Annotated in this window: 18 protein-coding genes; 12 read left to right on the top strand and 6 right to left on the bottom strand. The window is 65.6% G+C overall.

Annotated elements, in window-relative coordinates; all coding sequences use genetic code 11:
• The first annotated feature begins 213 nt into the window (after nt 1-213).
• Together SPR01S_RS17870 and SPR01S_RS17865 are read left to right on the top strand one after the other, a co-directional pair.
• The gene (locus tag SPR01S_RS17870) at nt 214-1617 is read left to right on the top strand and encodes a pyridoxal phosphate-dependent decarboxylase family protein (RefSeq protein WP_066591995.1); all 1404 of its coding nucleotides are present in this window, start codon (nt 214-216) and stop codon (nt 1615-1617) included.
• Nucleotides 1614-2489, top strand: coding sequence for an aldose 1-epimerase family protein (locus SPR01S_RS17865; RefSeq protein ID WP_066591992.1), 876 nt, complete (start codon nt 1614-1616; stop codon nt 2487-2489). Before SPR01S_RS17870 ends, SPR01S_RS17865 begins: the two co-directional genes overlap by 4 nt.
• A 37-nt stretch (nt 2490-2526) precedes the next feature.
• Here the strand turns inward: SPR01S_RS17865 and SPR01S_RS17860 are convergent, their stop codons facing one another.
• Nucleotides 2527-2880, bottom strand: coding sequence for a hypothetical protein (locus SPR01S_RS17860; protein WP_066591987.1), 354 nt, complete (start codon nt 2878-2880; stop codon nt 2527-2529).
• Nucleotides 2881-3163: 283 nt separating this feature from the next.
• Between SPR01S_RS17860 and SPR01S_RS17855 the strand changes: the two genes are divergently transcribed.
• Nucleotides 3164-4693, top strand: coding sequence for a peptide chain release factor 3 (locus SPR01S_RS17855; protein WP_066591985.1), 1530 nt, complete (start codon nt 3164-3166; stop codon nt 4691-4693).
• 102 nt (nt 4694-4795) lie between these two features.
• Nucleotides 4796-5995, top strand: a complete 1200-nt coding sequence (locus tag SPR01S_RS17850) for a pyridoxal phosphate-dependent aminotransferase (protein ID WP_066591978.1) — start codon at nt 4796-4798, stop codon at nt 5993-5995.
• 69 nt (nt 5996-6064) lie between these two features.
• Here the strand turns inward: SPR01S_RS17850 and SPR01S_RS17845 are convergent, their stop codons facing one another.
• On the bottom strand, nt 6065-7132 hold the full coding sequence (locus tag SPR01S_RS17845; RefSeq protein WP_245662086.1) for a cell wall hydrolase: 1068 nt from the start codon (nt 7130-7132) through the stop codon (nt 6065-6067).
• Nucleotides 7133-7448: 316 nt separating this feature from the next.
• Nucleotides 7449-7793: an ATP-dependent Clp protease adapter ClpS gene (gene clpS, locus SPR01S_RS17840; protein ID WP_066592003.1), complete on the bottom strand. Its 345-nt coding sequence runs from the start codon at nt 7791-7793 to the stop codon at nt 7449-7451.
• Nucleotides 7794-8004: 211 nt separating this feature from the next.
• On the opposite strand from clpS, the gene SPR01S_RS17835 reads away from it, so the two are divergent.
• Nucleotides 8005-8424, top strand: a complete 420-nt coding sequence (locus tag SPR01S_RS17835; protein ID WP_066591977.1) for a hypothetical protein — start codon at nt 8005-8007, stop codon at nt 8422-8424.
• A gap of 302 nt (nt 8425-8726) precedes the next feature.
• Here SPR01S_RS17835 and SPR01S_RS17830 read toward each other — a convergent pair whose 3' ends face one another.
• Both SPR01S_RS17830 and SPR01S_RS17825 read right to left on the bottom strand, forming a co-directional pair.
• Complete coding sequence (locus SPR01S_RS17830; protein ID WP_066592001.1) at nt 8727-9458, bottom strand: phasin family protein; 732 nt, start codon at nt 9456-9458, stop codon at nt 8727-8729.
• A 193-nt stretch (nt 9459-9651) separates the two neighbouring features.
• Nucleotides 9652-11352, bottom strand: coding sequence for a PHA/PHB synthase family protein (locus SPR01S_RS17825; RefSeq protein ID WP_157082336.1), 1701 nt, complete (start codon nt 11350-11352; stop codon nt 9652-9654).
• Between the two features lie 240 nt (nt 11353-11592).
• Between SPR01S_RS17825 and SPR01S_RS17820 the strand changes: the two genes are divergently transcribed.
• From SPR01S_RS17820 to SPR01S_RS17810, 3 genes are all read left to right on the top strand, one after another.
• On the top strand, nt 11593-12801 hold the full coding sequence (locus tag SPR01S_RS17820; protein ID WP_066591975.1) for an LL-diaminopimelate aminotransferase: 1209 nt from the start codon (nt 11593-11595) through the stop codon (nt 12799-12801).
• 89 nt (nt 12802-12890) lie between these two features.
• Nucleotides 12891-13667, top strand: coding sequence for a sulfite exporter TauE/SafE family protein (locus SPR01S_RS17815; protein WP_066591999.1), 777 nt, complete (start codon nt 12891-12893; stop codon nt 13665-13667).
• Nucleotides 13668-13704: 37 nt separating this feature from the next.
• A complete protein-coding gene (locus SPR01S_RS17810) occupies nt 13705-14127 on the top strand; it encodes an acyl-CoA thioesterase (protein WP_066591997.1) in 423 nt (140 codons plus the stop codon).
• A gap of 38 nt (nt 14128-14165) precedes the next feature.
• Here SPR01S_RS17810 and SPR01S_RS17805 read toward each other — a convergent pair whose 3' ends face one another.
• On the bottom strand, nt 14166-14660 hold the full coding sequence (locus SPR01S_RS17805; RefSeq protein WP_066591973.1) for a winged helix-turn-helix transcriptional regulator: 495 nt from the start codon (nt 14658-14660) through the stop codon (nt 14166-14168).
• 145 nt (nt 14661-14805) lie between these two features.
• On the opposite strand from SPR01S_RS17805, the gene SPR01S_RS17800 reads away from it, so the two are divergent.
• The 4 genes from SPR01S_RS17800 (at nt 14806) to SPR01S_RS17785 (ending at nt 19350) form a co-directional block, all read left to right on the top strand.
• The gene (locus SPR01S_RS17800; RefSeq protein ID WP_066591971.1) at nt 14806-15123 is read left to right on the top strand and encodes a CC_3452 family protein; all 318 of its coding nucleotides are present in this window, start codon (nt 14806-14808) and stop codon (nt 15121-15123) included.
• 127 nt (nt 15124-15250) lie between these two features.
• Nucleotides 15251-17338, top strand: a complete 2088-nt coding sequence (locus SPR01S_RS17795; RefSeq protein ID WP_066591969.1) for a RelA/SpoT family protein — start codon at nt 15251-15253, stop codon at nt 17336-17338.
• A 9-nt stretch (nt 17339-17347) separates the two neighbouring features.
• Complete coding sequence (gene tsaD / locus SPR01S_RS17790; RefSeq protein WP_066591967.1) at nt 17348-18376, top strand: tRNA (adenosine(37)-N6)-threonylcarbamoyltransferase complex transferase subunit TsaD; 1029 nt, start codon at nt 17348-17350, stop codon at nt 18374-18376.
• Complete coding sequence (locus tag SPR01S_RS17785) at nt 18373-19350, top strand: NAD(P)H-dependent glycerol-3-phosphate dehydrogenase (protein ID WP_066591964.1); 978 nt, start codon at nt 18373-18375, stop codon at nt 19348-19350. The genes tsaD and SPR01S_RS17785 overlap by 4 nt, the downstream gene beginning before the upstream one ends.
• Nucleotides 19351-19427: the final 77 nt, after the last annotated feature.

The raw sequence follows: 19427 nt of genomic DNA, 5'->3' as shown, positions 1-19427 counted from the left end.
TGGAAGGGAGGGGCTAGGGGTGGGTGAGCGCTGGACGAGGCTCGATGCCTCGTACGGCGCTGTTCTACCCAGCAGCTATTGAGTCTTTATGGGCGCGCGGACGCGCGCACCCACCCCCCGACCCCTCCCTTGCAGGGAGGGGAGGTTTCGCTCCACACTTCGGCCGCAGGTTTCGGGTTGCGCCAGGTCGCTTGCGCAACGACACCTGCGCGCATGAGCGACTCCGACTTCTGCGCGATGGCGCGCGCCGCACAGGCAGCGATCGACTATCGTCGTGCCATTGCCGCCGCCGACACGACGCCGGCCGCAACCTATGCCGACATTCTGGCCGCATTCGACGCCCCGCTACCCGAAACGGGCGGCGACCCCGACGCGATCATCGCCGAGCTGATCGAGCGCGCGACTCCGGGCATCCGGGCGTCGACCGGGCCGCGCTTCTACGGCTGGGTGATCGGCAGCTCGCATCCGACCGGTGTCGCGGCCGATTGGCTGGCCGCCGCCTGGGGCCAGAATGCCGCGAACGTCGTCGCTGCCCCCGCCGCCAGCGCGGTTGAGGCGGTCGCGGCCCAATGGCTGCTCGACCTGCTCGGGCTGCCGGCAGAGGCGTCGGTCGGTTTCGTGACCGGCGCGACAGTCGCCAATTTCGTCTGCCTGGCTGCCGCGCGCAGCGAGGTGTTGCGCCGCGCGGGCTGGGACGTCGAGGGCGACGGCATGTTCGGCGCGCCACCGATCCACGTGCTGATCGGGGCGGATGCGCACGCAACGGTCTTTTCGGGGCTAAAATATCTCGGCCTCGGCGCCAAGCGGGTGACGATAATCGCAACCGACCAGGCCGGACGAATGCTGCCGGCCGCGTTCGAGGCCGCGCTGAAGGCGGCGCCGGGGCCGGTCATCGCGATCGCCCAGGCAGGACAGATCAACACCGGCGCGAGCGACCCGTTCGCCGAGATCGCCCCCATCGCCCAAGCGGCGGGCGCGTGGCTGCATGTCGACGGCGCGTTCGGCCTCTGGGCACAGGCGTGTCCGTCGCGCGCGCATCTGACCCGAGGCGTCGAGCTGGCCGATAGCTGGGCGACCGACGGTCACAAATGGCTGCAGACACCCTACGATTCGGGATTCGCGATCGTCCGCGATGCCGAGGCGCACCGCCGTGCGATGGCGATCTCGGCCAGTTATCTGCCGCCCGCCGCGGACAGCGAGCGCGATCCCTCTTCCTACGTGCCCGAATTATCGCGTCGCGCTCGCGGCTTCGCGACCTGGGCGATGATCCGCCAATTGGGCCGCGAGGGCGTCGCCGAGATGGTCGAGCGCTGCTGCCGCGTGGCGGCGCGCATCGCCGACCGCGTTGGGCGGGAGCCGGGCATCGCCGTGATCCTCGACCCCGAGCTCAACCAGGCGATGTTCCGCTTCGGGGACGACGACGCCGCGACGATCGCCACCATCGACCGCGTCCAGGCCGATGCAATCGCCTGGATCGGCGGCGCGTCATGGTGCGGGCAATGGGTAATGCGGTTATCGGTGAGCTCGTCGGCGACCACCGAGCATGACGCGGACCTGACCGCCGACGCGATCGTTTCCGCCTGGCGCGCGATACGCGATTTGAAAGGACGAGAATGACCGACGGCTTGATCGAGATCGGCAACGCACAGCTCTCCGCGGCGATCAACCCGCTCGGCGCCGAGCTCACCCATCTGCGCGACGCCGAGGGACGCGAGCTGATGACCGATGCCGACCCGGGCTATTGGACGGGGCATGCGCCGATCCTGTTCCCGGTCGTCGGCCGGTTGAACGGCGACACGCTGCGGCTCGACGGCCGCGACTATGCGATGAAGCAGCACGGTTTCGCGCGGGGTCAGGTCTTCGAGCTGGCCGCGCGCACCGCCACGGGCGTGTCGTTCCGGCTGACCGCCAATGACGACACGCGGGTATGCTATCCGTTCGAGTTCGGTCTGGAAGTGAGCTTCACGATCGAGGAAGCAACCCTGACGATCGGCGTCCGGGTGTCGAATCCCGGCGTGGTGCCTCTGCCCGCGAGCCTGGGTTTTCACCCCGCCTTTGCCTGGCCGCTGCCTTATGGGCGGCCGCGCGCCGAGCATCGCATCCGTTTCGCCGCCGACGAGCCGAGGGATATCATCGAATTGGCCGACGGGCTGTTCGCAGCGCGGCGCCCGTCTCCGCTCGATGGCCGCGTCCTCCATCTCACTGACGACGTGTTCGCCCATGATGCAGTGATCTGGGACCCCGTCGCCTCCCAAAGCGTGACCTATGGCGCGCCCGATGGCCCGCAGCTCCGGGTCGATTTCCCCGACACGCCCTATCTCGGCATCTGGACCAAGCCCGGCGCCGCGTTCGTCTGCATCGAGCCTTGGCATGGTCATGCCGATCCGGCGGGCTTCGACGGCGATTTCCGGACCAAGCCGGGCGTGTTCGAGGTCGCACCGGGCGCGGACTGGTCGTGTTCGATGGCGGTGACGCTGTGCGCTCCCTGACCGGGTCCGCACAGCGTTACGGCAGCGAGAGAGTGTATCAGGCGTGCGGCGTTGGGCCGACGACCAGCGTGTAGGTGCCGTCGCTGTTCTGGGACAGAAAAGCAGCGAAGGTCGACGGCTGACTGCTGATCTGGATCGCACCGCCGGAATCGAAGTCCATGTCGAGCAGCATGGTGCTGTTCATCGCGAACTGGAACTGGCCCTGCCTGCCGTTGCAGCCATGGCCATCGGTACGGACATAGACCATGCTCTCAATACCGTCCGACGGAATATCGCCGACGACAAAACCCGGCTTTGGCGCGTCGCAGCAATTCCAATCATTGTCGGTGACCGCAACGTCGATGTCGGTGTTGAAATAATTGACGATGTATAATGTGTTCGAGTCAGCCATGATCTTTTCCCCGCATGTTCGGCACCCGACTCGGTGCCTTGATCGATATTAGGCGCGTAACGAATGTGTGACGCGTTGAATTCAAACCATATTGGGGCGTTATTACCGCGCGTGGTCGACCCATGACTTGTCCGTAGTTTTGCACCGCGCCGGCCCCGCGCTCGCCGGCCGCGCGTCAAGCGACAGCGCCCGCCCGCCAATGACGACGAGCGACGACCGGCGCTCGCCGCCTGATCCCGCTCAACTTGCCGGTAGCGCCGCCACACCCTAGGAGCCGCGCACCATGAGCATTTCCGACCGCCGCACTTTCGCGATCATCTCGCACCCCGACGCCGGCAAGACCACGCTGACCGAAAAGCTGTTGTACTTCGGCGGCGCCATCCACCTGGCCGGCGAGGTCAAGGCGCGTGGCCAGACGCGACGCGCGCGTTCCGACTGGATGAAGATCGAGCAGCAGCGCGGCATTTCGGTGACCAGTTCGGTGATGACGTTCGAGAAGGACGGCATCACCTTCAACCTGCTCGACACGCCGGGCCATGAGGATTTTTCCGAGGACACCTATCGCACGCTGACCGCGGTCGATTCGGCGGTGATGGTGATCGACGCGGCGCGCGGCATCGAGGCGCAGACGCGCAAATTGTTCGAGGTCTGCCGGCTGCGCTCGGTGCCGATCATCACCTTCGTCAACAAGGTCGATCGCGAAGGCCGGCCGCCGTTCGAACTGCTCGACGAGATCGCTGATGTGCTCGCGCTCGACGTCGCGCCGATGAGCTGGCCGGTCGGGATGGGCGGGCAGTTCCAGGGCGTGCTCGACCTGACCACCAACAAGGTCAGCCGGCCCGAGGGCGACAGCCGCGAGTTCCTGGGCAAGGTCGACGATGCGCCCGAGCTGCCGATCGACATCGCCGAGGAAGTCGAGCTGGCGCAGGCCGGCTATGCCGCGTTCGACGCCGAGGCCTATCGCCACGGCGACCTGACCCCGGTCTATTTCGGATCGGCGCTGAAGGATTTCGGCGTCGCCGAGCTGATCGCCGCGCTGGCCGATTACGCCCCGCCGCCGCGCCCGCAGCCGGCCGAGCCCGCCCCGGTCTCGCCCGATTTCGACGAGGTCACTGGCTTCGTGTTCAAGGTCCAGGCGAACATGGACCCGCAGCATCGCGACCGCATCGCGTTCATGCGGCTGTGCTCGGGCGTGTTCAAACGCGGCATGAAGCTGACCCCGACCGGCCATGGCAAGCCGATCGCGGTGCACTCGCCGATCCTGTTCTTCGCGCAGAACCGCGAGGTCGCCGACGAGGCCTATCCGGGCGACATCATAGGCATCCCCAATCACGGCACGTTGCGCGTCGGCGACACGCTATCGGAGCGCGCCGACGTACGCTTTACCGGCCTGCCCAATTTCGCGCCCGAAATCCTGCGTCGCGTGGTGCTGAAGGATCCGACCAAGACCAAGCAGCTGCGCAAGGCACTGGACGACATGGCAGAGGAAGGGGTGACCCAGGTCTTCTATCCCGAGATCGGATCGAACTGGGTGATCGGCGTGGTCGGCCAGCTCCAGCTCGAAGTGCTGATCAGCCGGCTCGAGGCCGAATACAAGGTCGCGGCCGGGCTGGAGATGGCGCCGTACGAAACCGCGCGTTGGATTTCGTCGGACGATGCGGTGGCGCTCAAGCAATTCCTAGACCTCAACCGGAGCGCGCTGGCCAAGGACCGGGACGGCAATCCGGTGTTCATGGCCAAGACCGCCTGGGAAGTCGGCTATGTCGCAGAGCGCTATCCCAAGGTGAAGTTCGCGGCGACGCGCGAGCGGTAAGGCGAGGGCCGGCACAGCGAAGCTATAAAGCCCCGAAACTTTTGGTGCGGTTGCGAAGGCCGGGCGCATCGCTATAGCGCGTGCGACCATCAGGAGCCCATCATGCAGCCTTCCGCCGCGCTCGCCCGCATCAAGCCCTCTCCGACGCTGGCGATCACCAGCCGCGTTCAGGAATTGAAGCGCGCCGGGGTCGACGTGATCGGCCTGGGTGCCGGCGAGCCCGATTTCGACACGCCCGACTTCATCAAGGAAGCGGGCATCAAGGCGATCCGCGACGGCAAGACCAAGTACACCAATGTCGACGGCACGCCCGAGTTGAAGGAAGCGGTGCAGCTGAAGTTCAAGCGCGACAATGCGCTCGATTATGACATCAACCAGATCACGATCAACGCGGGCGGCAAGCACACCTTGTTCAACGCGATGGTCGCGACGCTCGATCCGGGCGACGAAGTCGTCGTGCCGGCGCCGTACTGGGTGAGCTATCCCGATGTCGTGCTGTTCGCCGGCGGTACTCCGGTGTTCGCCGCGGCCGGCGCCGCGCAGAATTACAAGCTCAAGCCGGAGCAGCTCGAGGCGGCGATCACGCCCCGGACCAAGTGGCTGATTCTCAATTCGCCGTCCAACCCGACGGGCGCCGCCTATAGCGAGGCCGAGTTGAAGGCGCTGGGCGAGGTACTCGAGCGCCACCCGCATGTCTGGATCTATGCCGACGACATGTACGAGCACATCGTGTTCGACGATTTCAAGTTCACATCAATCGCCCAGGTCTGCCCGTCGCTCTACGACCGCACACTGACCGCCAATGGCTGTTCCAAGGCCTATGCGATGACCGGCTGGCGAATCGGCTTCGCCGGCGGTGCGCCGTGGCTGATCAAGGCGATGTCGAAGCTGCAGTCGCAATCGACCAGCAATCCCTGCTCGATCGCGCAGGCCGCTAGCGTGGTCGCGCTGACCGGCGACCAGGCGTTCCTGAAGGACAATGCCAAATTGTTCGAGCGCCGCCGCGACCTGGTCGTGTCGATGCTCAACCAGGCGAGCGGCATGACCTGTCCGCGACCCGAGGGCGCCTTCTACGTCTATCCCGAATTCTCCGCGCTGATCGGCAAGACCACGCCCAATAGCCGGACGATCGCGACCGACGAGGATTTCGTCGCTTATCTGCTCGACGACGCCAAGGTGGCCGCGGTGCAGGGCGAGGCGTTCGGCCTGTCGCCCGCAATGCGGATCAGCTACGCGACCTCGGACGAATTGCTGCGCGAGGCGTGCGAGCGCATCCAGACCGCCTGCGCCGCGCTGCGTTAACGCCACGACCTGTTTCGCTTTGGGCGTCATCCCCCCGTAGGCGGGGATGACGAGGGCGCGGGCACAATTCTATCGCAGCGGCTTGCCCGAGTCCTTCCAGCGGTCGAGGACTTGCGAAGCGCCGGGCAGGGTGTCGTCGGCGGCCGGTGCCACAGTGCGGGCGACGCTGGTGTCCTGATATTTGGGCTGGATCAGCGCAAGGTTGGTGCTCGGCGCAGGCGGGGGAACGATCCCCGGCACCGGCGGCGTCGCTATCCCCGGCGTGTAGGCCGCGAACTGGGTCGATGGCGGCGGCGTGAGCGGCGGGGCGATCTTCGCGTGCGGTCCCGGCACCGGCTCGCCGCCGCGATAGCGCGCGTTGCTGAACGCGGCCGGTGTGCCCCAATAGCCTTTCCAGCGATGGAAGAAGTGCATACCGATCGCATCGGTCATCACCAGGCTGCGGTTCCACGCCGGCGTCACTTGATAGGTGTGGTAATGCGTCGCCAGCCCGACCGCCTTCACGACATAGCCGTCGAGCGCATCGAGCGCGTAACGGCGCGCGCGGTCCATCGCCGCGCGCATCGGCACCCGGGCCATCGATCCGTCACAGGCATAGCTGAACTGGCAACCGGTGGACTTTTCCGACCCTTGATAGACGACGCCGCACACGGTCGACGGGAATGCCGGGTGGCGGACGCGGTTGAGGATCACTTGCGCGACCGCGCGCTGGCCCTCTTCGCTCTCCGACGCCGCCTCGTAATAGATCGCGGTCGCCAGGCAATCGAGCGCGCGCGCCTTGTCGAGCGTGCTGGCGCCGGCCATCGAGAAGGGCAAGGCCGGGCGGACGGTGCCGTCGGTATCGGGAGTCAGATCGGCATTGGCGGGGACCGGCAGATCGGGCAGCGCGGTGGTGCCGGTGGTCCCGGCGCTCGGCGCCGCCTGTTCCTCGGCGACGTAGAACAAGGCCGCGCCGGGGAAATGATCCTCGCTCTCATAGCCGATCGGCGGCAGCGGCGGCGCCTCGGCTTTGGCCTGTGCGGCATAATAAGCGATCACCGCGGCCTTGGCCGATACGGCGAGCATAGGCACGCCGACCAGCCCCGCGAGCAATGCCACGCGAGTCTGCCGGACCGTCCAGTTGCGCCAATCGATCACGTGCGAGCTTTGTCCTTCGCTGTCGCCCGGCACGTCGACCGGGCGCGAAGCGCCTTACCGCGAAAAGCTTACCGAAGCGCCCTCGGAATCCGCCGTGTCCCGCGACGAAACGATTGATGGTTAATGTAATTTTGCGGGGCGGAGGCGCGGCAACGCCCGCGCCGGTGCGCCTGCGCACCGCCCCGCACGGCCGGCGGACGAGGTGCAACCTCGATCCTGCCGACGGCTTCGCCGGCGGCCCTTCCATGCGGATAAATCTACTTGCTTCGTGTCCTGCTTTCGCAGGAGCACAGCTACCGAAGCCGGAGCGCTACCCTCACGCCTTCTCCAGCGTGCATTGCAGCGGGTGCTGGTTCTGCCGCGCGAAGTCCATCACCTGGCTGACCTTGGTCTCGGCGACTTCGTAGCTGAACACGCCGCATACCCCGACGCCCTTTTGGTGGACGTGGAACATCACCCGAGTCGCTTCCTCGGTCGACATGCGGAAGAAGCGCTGCAGGCAGAGCACGACGAATTCCATCGGCGTGTAATCGTCGTTGAGCATCAGCACGCGATAGGGCGTCGGCTGCTTGGTCTTCGTCCGGGTGCGCGTGGCGAGACCGACGCCGGTGCCCTCATCGCCATCGTTGCCGCTGCCGACCCCATCGGGATCGTTGGCCATCATGATATCGGGGTTTCGCATGTCAGAGCGCAAAATATGGCATTGCGGCACGCCGGGGCAAGAGGGTGCGGCGCCCGTTAAGTGCTTTTCGTCGTTGGGGCCCCTGTGGAGGGTGGCGTCTGACTGGTCCTGGACAAGAGAATCGTGAAAGCGGGCTGTCGGCGGCCGACCCATTTGCGGAGATTTAAGATCGACGGGCGATATAGTCGGCATGGCTGACGCGCCGATGATCCTGCGTTCCGGCACCCACAAGAGCAGGGGCGACACGCTTGAGCTGTGGCCGGACGCGCTCGTCATAAGGGGGCAGCATTCTCGGGATCGAAAGATAGCTTACGGTGATATCGCGAATCTCGAAGTGCGCGAATACCGCGGCAGGAATCGGATCTTTCCAAATGCACCAGAGTCGATGCTTGTATCCCTCACCTTGTCCCGGGTTCCCGAATTTACCGGGCTCCAAAAGCGCAGCCCGCGTGTCGCAGACTCATACTATCTGTCGGAGGAATTGGCTTTCGATCTGACGCGCCGAGAAGAGGTACTGACAGTCGTTGGGATTATCGACCAACGGAGAAAATCCGTCGATCCGATTGTTCCGGCCTTTCGCCACACGTTCATTGGTCGGCCGGTTCGATAGACGAGGCTGCTCCCGTTTATCTCCGCTAACCACCGAATGCGGCCGTTATGGAGCCGCCGCTTACCTATTCAGTACTCACAATCCCTCTCCCCCAGCGAGAGGGAGGGAGCCGCCAAAGGCGGCGGAAGGGTGAGGGCGGCGCTATCCCCCTCCCTGCCCTCACCTTCCCACTCGGCTGCGCCGAGCGGGCCCCTTCGTCTCCAGGGGAGAGGAGATTTGCTGTCGTCCGGTTCGCCCAAACGAAAAGGGCGGCCGCCGGATGGCGACCGCCCTTTCGATGTCTCTTGCGAGAAAGGTGACGCTTACGCGGCGACCTTGATCTTCTCGGCGGCGAGCGCGACGCGGTTCGAAATCGGCTTGGCGACATCGCCGGCCAGCTTCAGCATCGCTTCGGTGTTCTTCGAGCTCTCGGCGACAAACGAGTCGAACTGGCCACGGACGAAGTCCGCCTGCAGCTTGAAGAACTCGGTCGGCGACTTGACGGCGGCAAAGCCCTTCAGCGCGGCGGTGGTGCCTTCGAACTGCTTGCGCGCATAATCCGCATAATCCTGGCCGATCGTCTCGAAGCCCTTGGCCGCGATCTTGCTCGACTCGACGAGCGCTTCGACATTGCCCTTGCCGAATTCGTTGATGTCTTCGAACGCCTTGGCGCCCTTTTCGGCCGCGGCCTTCGCCTTGGCGCTGAATTCCGCGAAATAGGCCTGGCCCTTTTCAGCGGCGTCCTTGATGGTGTCGTTCATCTTGGTCACTTCCTTCTTGATGGTGGCCGGCGCCTCTTGGGCGACTGCGGCGACGGTTTCTGTCACTTCTTGGATCACGGTCTCGACTGCGGGGGTCTCGACGGTTGCGGTCTCGAGGACGGGCGCCGCCGGCTGCTCTACGGCAGGGGTTTCGGCAACCAGCGCGGCGGGAGTCGGCTCGGGCTTCGCCTTGACGGGAACCGAGGCCGGCTTGGTGGATTTGACCGGCGCGCGCTTCACCGGCGCCTTGGCTGCGGGTTTCGCCGCCTTGGTCTCGGGGGTCTTGCTCACCATCACATCCTCCGCCGCATGATTGCTGCATTGCACAAAATAGTGCATGGAAGGCAAAGGTCAAGCGATTTTTGTGCAGTGCAACATATGCGTAACAACCGCCACGAAACGGTCACTTAGCGTTTGAAAAACTGGCGGTGGGGCGAGTTTTAGACGGTGCCGCCCTCCGCAGCCGTTTCAGCACCGCTGAAACCAACTAACGCGCGCGCACATACTCTCCCGGAGCATCGGCGAGCGCAGGATGCTTCTTGCCCTGGCCAGGCACGCGAGCGCCCTTCACCTTGACCTCTGTCGCGTCCTGGCCGCGCAGCCAGGCGATCCAGTCGGGCCACCAGCTGCCCTTGGTTTCGGTCGCTCCGGCGACGAACTCGGCCAGGGTCGCGGCGGGCTTGTCGTTGGTCCAATATTGATATTTGCCGGCGGCCGGCGGGTTGACCACGCCGGCGATATGGCCGGAGCCCGCCAGCACGAACTTGAGGGGTCCGGCGAACAAGTGGGTGATCTTCCACACGCTCCCTGCCGGGGCGATATGGTCCTCGCGTCCCGCCTGGATGTAGCTCGGCGTTACCACCTTGGTGAGGTCGATCGGCGTGCCGTCGATGGCCAGCGCGCCCGGCCGCACCAGCAGATTGTCGCGATAGAGATCGGTCAGGTAGGACAGATGCCATTTCGCCGGCAGGTTGGTGGTGTCGCCATTCCAGTGCAGCAGGTCGAACGGCGCATAGTCCTGGCCCAACAGATAGTTGTTGGCGACGTAATTCCAGATCAGATCGCGCCCGCGCAGCAGGTTGAACGTCATCGCCATGTAGCGCCCGTCGAGATACCCCTCCGGCGACAATTGCCGGATCATGTCGAGCTGGGCGTCGTCGACGAAATTGAGCAGGTCGCCGGCATCGGCGAAGTCGACCTGGGCAGTGAAGAAGGTCGCGGTCCTGACCTTGTCCGCCTCTCCCTTGGCGGTCAGATAGGCCAGGGTCGCGGCGAGCGTGGTCCCGGCGACGCAATAGCCGATCGCGTGCACCGCCTCGACATCGAGCTGGTCGCGGATCACGTCGATCGCCTCGATCTGGGCGAGCACATAATCGTCCCAGCTGATATCGGCCAGGCTGGCATCGGCCGATTTCCACGACACCATGAACACGCTCAGCCCCTGATCGACCGCCCAGCGGATGAAACTCTTTTCCGGTGTCAGGTCGAGGATGTAGAAGCGGTTGATCCACGGCGGGAAGATCACCAGCGGTATCGCCAACAAGCTCTCTGTGGTCGGCGTGTAGTGGATCAGCTCGAACAGCGGGCCGCGATGGATCACCTTGCCCGGCGTGGTGGCGAGATTGCGACCGACCTCGAACGCCCGGTCATCGGTGTGCGTCAGCTGTCCCTTGCCCAGATCGTTGAGCATGTTGGACAAGCCCTTGAGCAGGTTCTCGCCGCGGGTCTCGATCGTCTTCTGGATCACGTCCGGATTGGTGAAGGCGAAGTTGGACGGGCTCATCGCGTCGACGAACCCCTGGGTGGCGAAGCGGAGTTGCTCGCGCTGTTTGGGATCGAGCCCTTCCAGCGCGTCGACCTGTTTGAGCATCTGGTCGGCGATCATCAGATAGGATTGGCGGATCCAGTCGAACACGGGGTTCTGCCAGGACTCGGACTTGAAGCGCCTGTCCTTTACCGTCGCGCCACTCTCTTCAGCCGCTTTGGGATCGAGGAAGCGCTGCCACAGTTTGAGGCTGTCCGACCAGAAATCGCCGACCCGCGCCAAGGTGGCCGGGTCGTTGAACCCCGGGACCACCGGCATGCCCGCGCCCAGCCCGGCTTCGAGCATCATCTGCTGCGCTCGGCCCATCACCCAGGTCCAGTGCTGCATGTCCTCCAGGCTGGGTGCGTCGATCTGGTCGGCCATCGTCATTGTTCCCCGGCGAAGGTCATGCGCGCGCCGCGCCGTCCGTCCTTACGGCAGCGGCGCTCCGCGCGAAAGCGTCCTGCGGCGGCGACGGCGTCGTTCTTTGGGTCGTCGTCACGCCGGGAAACGCGGCAAGCCCGCTTTTGTCTCCGCTTTTCGGCACGGATTGGCGCATCCGGAACAACGCGGTTTCGCCGCCGCCCGCTTATGCCCTAAGGAGGGAGGCGAAAGGAGTTTTGAATGTCCGACGAATTCTACCGCATCAAGCGTCTGCCGCCTTATGTCATTGCCGAGGTAAACGGCATGCGGGCAGCGGCGCGTGCGGCAGGCGAGGACATTATCGACCTGGGCATGGGCAATCCCGATCTGCCGCCGCCCCAGCATGTGATCGACAAGCTCTGCGAGGTTGCGCAAAAGCCCGACGCGCATGGTTATTCGCAGTCCAAGGGCATTCCCGGGCTGCGCCGCGCCCAGGCCAATTATTATGGCCGCCGCTTCGGCGTCGACCTCGATCCCGAGACCGAAGTCGTGGTGACGATGGGGTCGAAGGAAGGGCTGGCCAGCCTGGCGACCGCGATCACCGCGCCCGGCGACGTCGTGCTCGCGCCCAATCCGAGCTACCCGATCCACACGTTCGGCTTCATCATCGCCGGCGCCACGATCCGCGCCGTGCCGACGACGCCCGACGAGCATTATTTCGAGAGCCTGGAACGCGCGATCGCCTTCACCGTGCCGCGGCCGTCGATCCTGGTGGTCAATTATCCGTCCAACCCGACGGCAGAGACCGTCGACCTGGCGTTTTACGAGCGGCTGGTCGCCTGGGCGAAGGAGAACGAGGTGTGGATCCTGTCCGACCTCGCTTATTCGGAACTCTATTTCAACGGCAAGCCGACCGTGTCGATCCTCCAGGTCAAGGGCGCCAAGGACGTCGCGATCGAGTTCACCAGCCTGTCGAAGACTTATTCGATGGCCGGCTGGCGGATGGGCTTCGCGGTGGGCAATCGCAAGCTGATCGCGGCGATGACCCGGGTGAAATCCTATCTCGATTACGGCGCCTTCACCCCGATCCAGGCCGCCGCCTGCGCCGCCCTCAACGGGCCGCAGGACATCGTCGAGAAGAACCGCCAACTCTATCACAAGCGCCGCGACGTGCTGGTCGAAAGTTTCGGCCGCGCCGGCTGGGATATTCCCAGCCCGCCGGCGAGCATGTTCGCCTGGGCGCCGCTGCCGCCCGCGCTCACGCATTTAGGCAGCCTTGAGTTCTCCAAACAATTGCTGACTCACGCCAAGGTCGCAGTCGCGCCAGGGGTGGGATATGGCGAGAATGGGGAAGGGTTCGTGCGCATTGCGATGGTCGAGAACGAGCAACGCTTGCGCCAGGCGGCGCGCAACGTGCGGCGGTACCTCCAGTCGATGGGCGTCAACACTCCGGCGAGCAATAGTGGCTGAACGGGCGCAACCCGTTCTTCCCTCCTCGGTCCGCCCGGTCGCCGCGCCGGCGCATGCCGGCCCAGTCTCGTGACGCCGCGCAGCCCGCGATGACGATCAACCTGCTCTATTCGCTGGCCGGCGTGCTGGTCGGGCTGGTCGTCGGGCTGACCGGGGTCGGCGGCGGATCGCTGATGACGCCGTTGCTCGTCCTGGCGTTCGGCTTCCACCCGACTACCGCGGTCGGCACCGATCTGCTCTATGCGTCCGCGACCAAGACGGTCGGGACCACGGTCCATGGCTGGCGCGGTACGGTCGACTGGCGCGTCGTCGCGCGGCTGGCGCTGGGCAGCGTGCCGGCGACGCTGGTGACCCTGCTGATCCTCAATCGCGCGGGACCGGAATCGTCCGGCACCGGCCATGCCATGTCGACGATCCTGGGCGTGACGCTGGTGCTGTCGGCGGGCGCGACGCTGTTGCGCGCGCGGATCGTCGCGTATTTGACCCCGCGCTTCGGCACGGTGAACCAGAAGCGGCGCGCCGGGTACACCATCCTGCTCGGCGCGGTGCTCGGCGTGCTGGTGTCGCTGACCTCTGTGGGCGCGGGAGCGCTCGGCATGACCGCGTTGCTGATCCTCTACCCGACCCTGCCGGTCAACAAGCTGGTCGGATCCGACATCGCGCATGCGGTGCCGCTGACCCTGCTCGGCGGCATCGGGCACTGGATATTGGGATCGGTCGACGGCGCGCTCCTCGTCTCGCTGCTGATCGGATCGATTCCCGGCATCATCGCCGGCAGCCTGTTGGCGAGCCGCATCTCCGACCGCGTACTCGGCCCGATCCTGGCGGTGGTGTTGGCGTTGGTAGGCGTGCGGTTGCTATTCTAGCGTGCGGATGAGCGAAACGCGCGATAGAGGCGGGCGCATGACACGTCCCGGCTTCGCCTTCTCCACCCCGATCAAGGTCCGCTATGCCGAGATCGACGGCCAAAAGGTCGTCTTCAACTCGCGCTATCTCGAATATGCCGATGTCGCGGGGACCGAATTCTGGGAGTGGACCGGGATCGCCGACGCGCTGGGGCCGGTCTGGACCGAAACCGAATTCCACGTCCGCCATGCCGAGGTCGAGTTCCTCAAGCCGTTCTTCTACGGCGATGTGATCCAGGCCTATGCCAAGGTCGAGCGGCTCGGGTCGACCAGCATGACCCAGGTGTTCGAACTCTGTCACGCCGCGACCGGCGAGCTGCATTCGATCGTGCGGCTGGTGACGGTCAACGTCCATTTGCCGACCGGGCAGCCGGTGCCGATCCCGGACGCCATCCGCGATTTCATCGAGAGATTGGGATGATTTGCAATCCTCCCCGGCACGGGGAGGATCTCATGTCGTCATTCCGCCGCCGCCTGCAGCGGCTCGTCGTCGCCGACCACGTCTTCGGGCAGGGCCCAATGCATGTCGCCTTTGCCGAGCACGCGGCCGTCGTGCGACAGGACCTCGATCGGCCGGATGCGCCGCATGTCGCGCGCATCGACCAGCACCGGGGTCGCCGGGACGCCGGTTTCCCAACGCTCGCCCCATTGCCGCAGTGCAACCATGGTCGGCAAAAGCGCCATGCCCTTGTCGGTCAGCCGATACTGGATCTTGCGGCGATCCTCAGGCAAGGCCTCTCGCGTCAGGATCTCGTGCTCGACAAGCCGCGCCAGTCGATTGGCCAGGATGTTGCGGGCGATGCCCAGTTCGGATTGGAACTCTTCGAAATGGTGCAGGCCGTTGAACGCAGCGCGTAAGATCATGAAACTCCAGCGTTCACCCATCGCTTCGAGTGCCGCCGGCAGGCTGCATTCGACGAGGTCGCGCAGCGGCTCTCTCAGGTGTCCGCCCATCAATATTCCTCTCTTAGCATCGAAGCGTAACCCATTTCCCACGTCATGAAAATGCCACGCAGATTTCCAGTTGCAACTGAAAACCTATAGGAGTAGGTGGTGATTCGCAACCTATTGTGCGTTGCAACGTACACAGGAGGAATACATGTCCCGCATCGCCCCCAGGATTCTCACCGCCGTCGCCGTCACCATGTTCGGCAGCACCGTCGCTCTCGCGCAGCCTCAGGGTCCCGGTTACTATACCGCGACCCCCGCCGCGGCGCCGACCAAGACCAGCCTGATCACCCGCGACACCGTGTGGAAGTTCCATGATGGCGCGTTCGCCGCCGCCAAGGCTCCCGAGCGCGACATCGTGCTGTGCCAGCTCGTTGCGCAGCGCGTCGGCAAGCTGACCGCGTTCACCGCTGGCGGCCAAGCGCTCGACGCCGACGCGCTGTCGAAGTGCAACGCCAAGGCGAACTGATTGGAGAGCGGTGCCAGCACCGCGCTCCTCAAAACATCACCATCCCCTCGTTGGCCGCGCGCCTTTAATTGCTCGCGGCCAACATTTTGTTGCAAAGCAGCGTGGTCCGGCCCCATCTTGAGCGGTAATGCTGCGCCAGTACGAACTCGTTGATCGGGTCCTCTCCTACGACCCCGAGGCTGATGAAGCCTTGCTCAACCGCGCGTACGTCTTTTCGCTCCAGGCGCATGGCTCTCAGAAGCGCGCGTCGGGCGACCCCTATTTCAGCCATCCGATCGAAGTCGCGGGCATCCTGACCGACCTGCATCTCGACGACGAGACGATCGCCACGGCGATCCTCCACGACACGATCGAGGATACGGTCGCCACGCCCGAGCAGATCCAGAAATTGTTCGGCGACAATGTCGCGCGGATGGTCGACGGCGTCACCAAGCTGTCCAAGATCGAGGCGCAGACCGAAAGCGAGCGCGCCGCGGAGAATCTGCGCAAGTTCCTGCTGGCGATGTCGGACGACATCCGCGTGCTGCTGGTCAAGCTGGCCGACCGGCTGCACAATATGCGCACGCTCCACCACATCCCCAATCCGGACAAGCGCAAGCGCATCGCGCGCGAGACGATGGACATCTATGCCCCGCTCGCCGAGCGGATCGGCATGTACGAGTTCATGAAGGAGATGCAGACGCTCGCCTTCGCGCAGCTCGAGCCCGAGGCGTATGAATCGATCCAGAAGCGCCTGGATCAATTGCAGGAAGGCGGCGACCGCATCGCCAAGATCGGCTCCGGCGTGAAGCTGCTCTTGTCGCGCCACGGCGTCGACGCCGACATTTCCGGCCGCGAGAAGCACCCCTACAGCATCTGGAAGAAGATGCAGGAGCGGCACATCAGCTTCGAGCAGCTCTCGGACATCATGGCGTTCCGCGCGATCGTGCCGACCGAGGAGGATTGCTATCGCGCGCTGGGCGTCATCCATCGCCGCTGGCCGTTCGTGCCGGGACGGTTCAAGGACTATATCTCGACCCCCAAGCGCAACGGTTATCGCTCGCTCCACACCTCGATCATTCACGCCGGCGACACCCGCGTCGAAATCCAGATCCGGACCGGAGAAATGCACGCCGAGGCCGAATATGGGCTCGCCGCGCATTGGGCTTACAAGACCGGCAAGGTCCGCGCCGACGGGCAACATAGCTGGATCACCGACCTGGTCGAGATCCTGGAAACCGCCGAGACGCCCGAGGAGCTGCTCGAGCATACGCGCATGGCGATGTACCAGGATCGCATCTTCGCGTTCACGCCGAAGGGCGAGCTGCATCAGCTGCCCAAGGGCGCGACGCCAATCGATTTCGCTTATGCGGTGCACACCGATCTCGGCGACCAGGCGGTCGGCGCCAAGATCAACGGACGCCATGTGCCGCTGCGCACGGTGATCGAGAATGGCGACCAGGTGCAGATCCTGCGCTCCAAGGCGCAATCGCCCCAGCCCAATTGGCTCAACTTCGCGATCACCGGAAAGGCGCGCGCGGCGATCCGGCGCCATTTGCGCGCGATCGAGCGCAAGGAAACGCTGACCCTCGGCCGCAAGCTGTACGACGAGATCGTCGATCGCCTGCCGGCGCCATTGTCGGTCGACGCGGTCAAGACCGCGCTCAAGAAGCTCCAGCTGCCCGACGAGGACGCCCTGATCGAGGCGGTCGCGCGGCGGCGGATTACCGATGCCGAATTGATGGAAGCGCTGATGCCGGGATCGGCCGGCACCGATGCGGGGCGCGCGCTGCCGCAACAATCGTCGGCGATTTCGATCACCGGCCTCACGCCAGGCGTCGCCTACAAGCTCGACACCTTGTGCCATCCGGTGCCGGGCGACCGCATCGTCGGCCTGAGACGGCCCGACCAGGAGATCGAGGTCCATCGCATCGATTGCCCGGTGCTGGCCAATTCGGACGATGTCGATTGGGTCGATCTCGCCTGGGGCGACAAGTCGGAAGGCGGGCTGGCGCGGATCGAGGTGACGCTGAAGAACGAACCCGGCGCGCTCGGTACCGTGTCGACGATCATCGGCCAGCACCGTGCCAACATCATCAACATCCGGTTCGACACCAGCGATACCGGCTTTCACACCAACCAGATCGACCTGGAAGTCCGCGACGCTGCGCATCTCGAAAAATTGATGGCTGCGCTGCGCGCTGCGGATGCAGTCAATGCCGTGACGCGGGTGTAGAGCGATCCCATGACTCTCATCCTTGGCCTCGAATCCTCGTGCGACGAGACCGCGGCGGCATTGGTCACCAGCGACCGCCGCATCCTTTCGCACAAATTGGCCGGACAGGAAGCCGCGCACCGACCCTATGGCGGCGTCGTGCCGGAGATCGCCGCGCGCGCACATGTCGAGGCGCTCGAGCCGTTGATCGAAGCCGCCTTCGCGGAGGCCGGCGTGACGTTGTCGCAAGTCGACGCGGTCGCCGCGACGGCCGGACCGGGACTGATCGGTGGCGTGATGGTCGGGCTGGTCACCGGCAAGGCGCTGGCCCATGCCGCAGGCAAGCCATTGGTCGCGGTCAACCATCTCGAAGGCCATGCGCTGAGCCCACGGCTCGCCGATCCCGATCTCGATTTCCCCTATCTGCTCCTCCTCGTCTCGGGCGGGCATTGCCAATTGCTGCTGGTCGAAGGCGTCGGGCGCTATCGCCGCCTCGCCACCACGATCGACGACGCGGCGGGCGAGGCATTCGACAAGACCGCCAAGATCCTCGGGCTCGGCTTTCCCGGCGGCCCCGCGGTCGAGCGGGCCGCCGCCACGGGTAAGGACATCGTGCCCTTGCCGCGCCCGTTGCTCGGGTCGGCCGAGCCGCATTTCTCCTTCGCCGGGCTGAAAAGCGCGGTGCTTCGCGCGCACGACACCGGGCAGTGGCGCGTCGAGGACATCGCGGCGAGTTTTCAGCAAGCCACAGTCGATTGCCTGGTCGACCGCACGCGCCGGCAATTGGGCGATACCGACGCGACCGCCCTGGTCGTCGCCGGCGGGGTCGCGGCCAACACGGCAGTGCGCGCCGCGCTCGAAACGCTGGCGAGCGATTATGGCCTGCCCTTCAGCGTGCCGCCGCAATGGCTGTGCACCGACAATGCCGCGATGATCGCCTGGGCTGGTGCCGAGCGCTTCGCGGCAGGGCTGACCGACCCGCTCGATATCGCCGCGCGGCCGCGCTGGCCGCTCGACCCGGACGCGGAAAAGGTGCGTGGCGCGGGAGTGAAAGCGTGAGGATAGGCGTGATCGGCGGCGGCGCCTGGGGCACCGCATTGGCGCAAGTCGCGGCGGCCGACGGGCAGTCCGTCACCTTGTGGGCGCGCGAGCCCGAGGTAGTCGAATCGATCAACGCGCGGCACGTCAACGAGCTGTTCCTGTCGAGCGTGCCGCTGTCCGAGCGCATTGTGGCGACCGACGATCTCGACGCGCTTCACGATGCGGACGCGCTGCTGGTGGTGGCGCCGGCGCAACATGTCCGCGCGGTGCTGGGCGGGCAGGATTTCGGTGCCAAGCCGCTTGTCCTTTGCGCCAAGGGGATCGAGGCGGGCAGCAAGCTGCTGGTCGGGGAAGTGGCGCGCGCGGTTCAACCGTCGGCGCCGATCGCGGTACTGTCGGGCCCGACCTTCGCGCATGAAGTCGCGGCGGGACTGCCAACCGCGGTAACCCTGGCCTGCGAAGACGTCGCGCTGGGCGCGGCGCTGGCCGAGCGGCTCGCCTCGCCGACCTTCCGGCCCTATGCGTCGGACGACGTGATCGGCGCGGAGATCGGCGGCGCGGTCAAGAACGTGCTGGCGATCGGCTGCGGCGTGGTCGAGGGCGCGGGCCTGGGACAGAATGCCCGCGCCGCGCTGATCGCACGCGGCTTTGCCGAGATGACGCGGTTCGGTCTCGCGCGCGGCGCCCGGGCCGAGACGATGGCGGGCCTGTCGGGGCTCGGCGACCTGGTGCTGACGTGCTCGTCGACCAGCAGCCGCAATTTCTCGCTCGGCGTCGGGCTGGGCGAGGGGCGGTCGGCGCACGAGCTGCTCGCCGATCGCCGCACCGTCGCGGAAGGCGCCTTCACCGCGCCGGTATTGCGCGAGGCGGCGGCCGAAGCGGGCATCGATATGCCGGTGACCGAGGCGGTGTGTGCGCTGCTCGACGGCGCCCCGGTCGGCGACGTGATCGGCGCGCTGCTCAGCCGGCCGCTGCGGGACGAGCGCGAATAGCCCACGCCGTCACCCCGGCCTTGTGCCGGGGTCCAAGGTGCCTCGATCCCGCGGCTCGAACCGCTTGCTCCACGCTC

The sequence above is a fragment of the Sphingomonas pruni NBRC 15498 genome, assembly GCF_001598455.1.
Taxonomy (GTDB): Bacteria; Pseudomonadota; Alphaproteobacteria; order Sphingomonadales; family Sphingomonadaceae; genus Sphingomonas; species Sphingomonas pruni.
This window is presented reverse-complemented; position numbering and strand designations above follow the sequence as displayed.